This is a genomic window from Streptomyces zinciresistens K42 (genome assembly GCF_000225525.1).
GTDB classification, from domain to species: domain Bacteria; phylum Actinomycetota; class Actinomycetes; order Streptomycetales; family Streptomycetaceae; genus Streptomyces; species Streptomyces zinciresistens.
This window is the reverse complement of sequence record NZ_AGBF01000362.1, coordinates 1-3,494: the sequence shown is the minus strand read 5'-3', so window position 1 is coordinate 3,494 and position 3,494 is coordinate 1. Positions and strand designations below refer to the sequence as shown.

Genomic DNA, 3,494 nt, shown 5'->3' with positions numbered 1-3,494 from the left:
GCGGACGGTCGCGGGCCGCCTCCCGTACGGCGGCGACGGGCCCCGCCAGCTCCGGGACGCGCCGGGCCAGCTCGCCGAGCGGATCGGCGCCCGGCACGAGCGGGAGCACCGCACGCGCCCTCCGGCCCGTCCCGCCACCGGGCGCGGCGCCGCGCAGCGCGGGCACCAGACCGGCGTTGAGCAGGGACGACTTCCCGGCACCCGAGGCGCCGACCAGCATGACCAGACCGCCCGTACGCTCCACCGCGCGCAGTTGCCCGGCCAGGGCACGTGTGCTGCGCTCCCGGCCGAAGAACCACCGGGCGTCCTCCTGCCGGTAGGAGGCCAGCCCCCGGTAGGGGCACACCGCGCCGGGCACCGCGGGCACCTCGACCGGAGCCTGCTGCTCCGCCTCGCCGGCCGTGGCCCGCTCCCACAGGAGCTGCCAGCCGCCCAGGTCGTACAGGCCGGCCGAGACCGGTGCGGGCCGCGCGCGCCGGGCCTGGGGTATGAGGACGTGCAGGACGGCCGACAGGGCGGCGAACTGGGCGGGTACGTTCCGCGCGCGGCGCCAGTCGCTGATCCGCTGGGCCGACACCCGCACCGGGCGCCCCCGCTCGTCGACCCGCTGGAGCCGTACGACCGCTTCGGACACGCTCTTCAGGGGCGGGTTGCCGGCCTCCTTGTAGAGCAGGGCGAGCCGTTCCGCGAAGGCCGCGCGCGCCGCCGACTCGGAACTCACGCTCGGACTCCTCTGCCGTCGCCGCCCTGGCCTTCCGGACCGGAAAACTCACTTTATACGGCTGACCTGCGGCAAAGCAGGCGTCCGGAGACCGGAAGCTCCTCGCGCGCGCCCGCGACTGGCAGGATCCTGACGCAGCGGCACGGCCTCCGCGCGTCGGCCGGGCAGGCCACCGGCCCAGGGCCCGGGGACAGCACCCGTGGCGCCGCACGTTCTCGGACAGCTTTCGCGACATCGACCTCCGCCGGGCCGGTCCCGGGGACCCGCCCCCGCCCGAGCCACGAACCCGACATTCCGCCCTGTTCCTGATCGGTCCGCCGCGACCCGCCCGCCGGGTCGTGGACCGACACCGCCCCGCCGTCCGGTACCGGTCCCCACGAGGGGAGGGACCGGTACCGGACGACGCGGTCCCACGGGCCGGGCCGCGCACGGGCGAACCCGCTCCGGCGCGCGTGAAGCGGCGATTGCTGTGATGGTGGTGGTGGGAGGGGCGACATCCCTGACCCCGCGCCCAGGGCGGTGAACGAGGTGGCAGCGAGCGGCCCGAGCCCGCACGAACCGGGCACACCCGAGGCGGACCCGCTGGGCGATCCGTTCCTGCGGACCCGGTTCGCCGTTCCCGCGAGACCCGCGACGTTCCTGCGGCGCGCACGGCTCGCCGACCACCTCGACCGGACCCCGCCCGCCCCGCTGACCATGGTCAACGGCGCCGCCGGAGCGGGCAAGACCCTGCTGGTCGCCGACTGGGCGGCCCACCTGGACCGGCCGGTCGCCTGGCTCACCCTCGACCCCTCGCTGCGCAGCCCCGGGATGTTCTGGGCCCATCTGCTCCAGGCGCTGCGCACCCGCGGGGTGCCCGTCGCGGACGGCGTCGGCGCGCCCGCCGACGCGAGCCGGGTCACCCGTACGCTGCTCACCCGCCTCGCCGCCCGGTTCGGCGACGGCGACCGGGTCGCGACCGTCGTGCTGGACGAGTACGACCGCGTGAACACCCCCGAGATCGGCGAGCAGCTGGAGTTCGTCCTGCACCACGCGGGGCCCGGACTGCGCCTGGTCCTCGTCACCCGGACCGAGCCCCTGCTGCCCCTGCACCGCTACCGCGCGGCCGGCGCCATGACCGAGATCCGCAACGCCGAGCTGGCCTTCACCCCCGAGGAGACGGTCGCCCTGCTGGACCGGCACGGGCTGCGGCTGTCCCTGCCCTCGGCGGCCGGGCTCGTGGCCCGCACCGGCGGCTGGGCGGCGGGCCTGCGGCTGTGCGCCCTGGCCGCCCAGCAGCGCCCCGACGCGGACGCCTACCTCAAGGAGTTCGAGGCCGGGCACAGCGCGGTCGCCGACTTCCTGCTGGCGGAGGTCCTCACACGGCAGCCGGACGCCACCCAGGATCTCCTGCTGCGCGTCAGCGTCCTGGAGCGGTTCCGCGCCGAACTGGCCAACGAGCTGACCGGACGCGGCGACGCCGACGCCATCCTCGCCGGACTGCACCGCGAGAACGCCTTCGTCGAGGACCTCGGGCACGCCTGGTACCGGCTGCACCCGCTGTTCCGCGAGATACTCCGGGCCCACCTGCGCGAACGCGCCCCCGAACTGGAACCCGAGCTGCATCTGCGGGCCGCCCGCTGGCTGGGCCGCTCGGGGTTCCTGCCCGAGATGCTGGCCCACGGCGCCGCCGCCGGGGACTGGGACTTCACCGCCGGCGCCCTGATCGACGACCTGGCCATCGGCCAGCTCTTCACCGGGCTGCGCTCCGACGGCCTCGCCGAACTCTTCTCCGCCATGGGCCCCGGCGCGACCGGCGCCGCCGCCGGACTCGTGCGCGCCGCCCGCGCCCTGGCCCGCGGCGACCTGGACCACGCGCTGGCCCGGCTGCGGCACACCGAGGAGCAGCTGAGCGGCGGCGGCGGCGCGGACGGACCGGCGGCGGCCCGGCTGAGCTGCGCCCTGCTCCAGGCGCTGGCGGCACGCCTGGCCGGCTCGCCCGAACGCGCGGAGCGGGCCGTGGCGGCCGCCCGGGAGCTGGAGCCCGAGGTGCCCGCCGAGGTGCTGGACAAGCACCCCGAACTGCCCGCGCTGCTGCTGACCCACCTGGGCTCGGCCCGGCTGTGGGCCGGTGACTTCGCGCGGGCCAGGGCCGCCCTCGGCACCGTCGCCGGCGGTCCGGCGCGGGCGGCGACCGCGCTGCCGCGGGAGGAGTCCCTGGAGCATCTCGCGCTGATCGACTACCTCGACGGCTGGCCGGCCAGGGCGGAACGCAAGGCGCAGGCCGCGCTCAACGAGACCGAGCGGTTCGGCCTGCCGCAGTCCGCGGGCTCCGGGCTCGGCCGGCTGGTACTGGCCGCGGTGGCCGTGGACCGCGACGAACTCGCCGCGGCGCAGTCCCTCCTCGACCAGGCGCCGCCCCGCACCCCGCACGACCCGGTGACGGCCGCCGGGCGGTCCATCGCCACGGCACGGCTGCTGCTGGCCCGCGGCAGGACCCGGGCCGCGCGGGCCGCCGCCGGGCAGACCCTCACCGCCGACGTCGCCTCCCCCTGGCAGCGCGGCCAGGCCGCGCTGATCGTCTCGGCCGCCCATCTGGCCGAGGGCCGGCCGGACGCCGCGGCCGAGGTGCTGGAGCACCTGACCGCCGGGGAACCCGCCTGCGCGGTGGGCGCGGCGCGGGCCCTGCTCGCCGCGGGCGACACGGACGCGGCCCTGCGCCTGCTCGACACCGCCGCCGCGGAGGGCCGCACCGGTCCCGCGGTGCTGGTGCGCGCCGGGCTGCTGCGGGCCC

Annotated in this window: 2 protein-coding genes; one reads left to right on the top strand and one right to left on the bottom strand. The window is 77.5% G+C overall.

Annotation, left to right across the window (positions count from 1 at the left end):
• The coding region (locus SZN_RS36285) for an nSTAND1 domain-containing NTPase (protein ID WP_007505529.1) at positions 1-721 on the bottom strand (721 nt) is incomplete at its 3' end.
• A 519-nt stretch (positions 722-1,240) separates the two neighbouring features.
• Between SZN_RS36285 and SZN_RS36280 the strand changes: the two genes are divergently transcribed.
• On the top strand, positions 1,241-3,494 hold a 2,254-nt coding region (locus tag SZN_RS36280), incomplete at its 3' end, for a winged helix-turn-helix domain-containing protein (protein ID WP_050815173.1).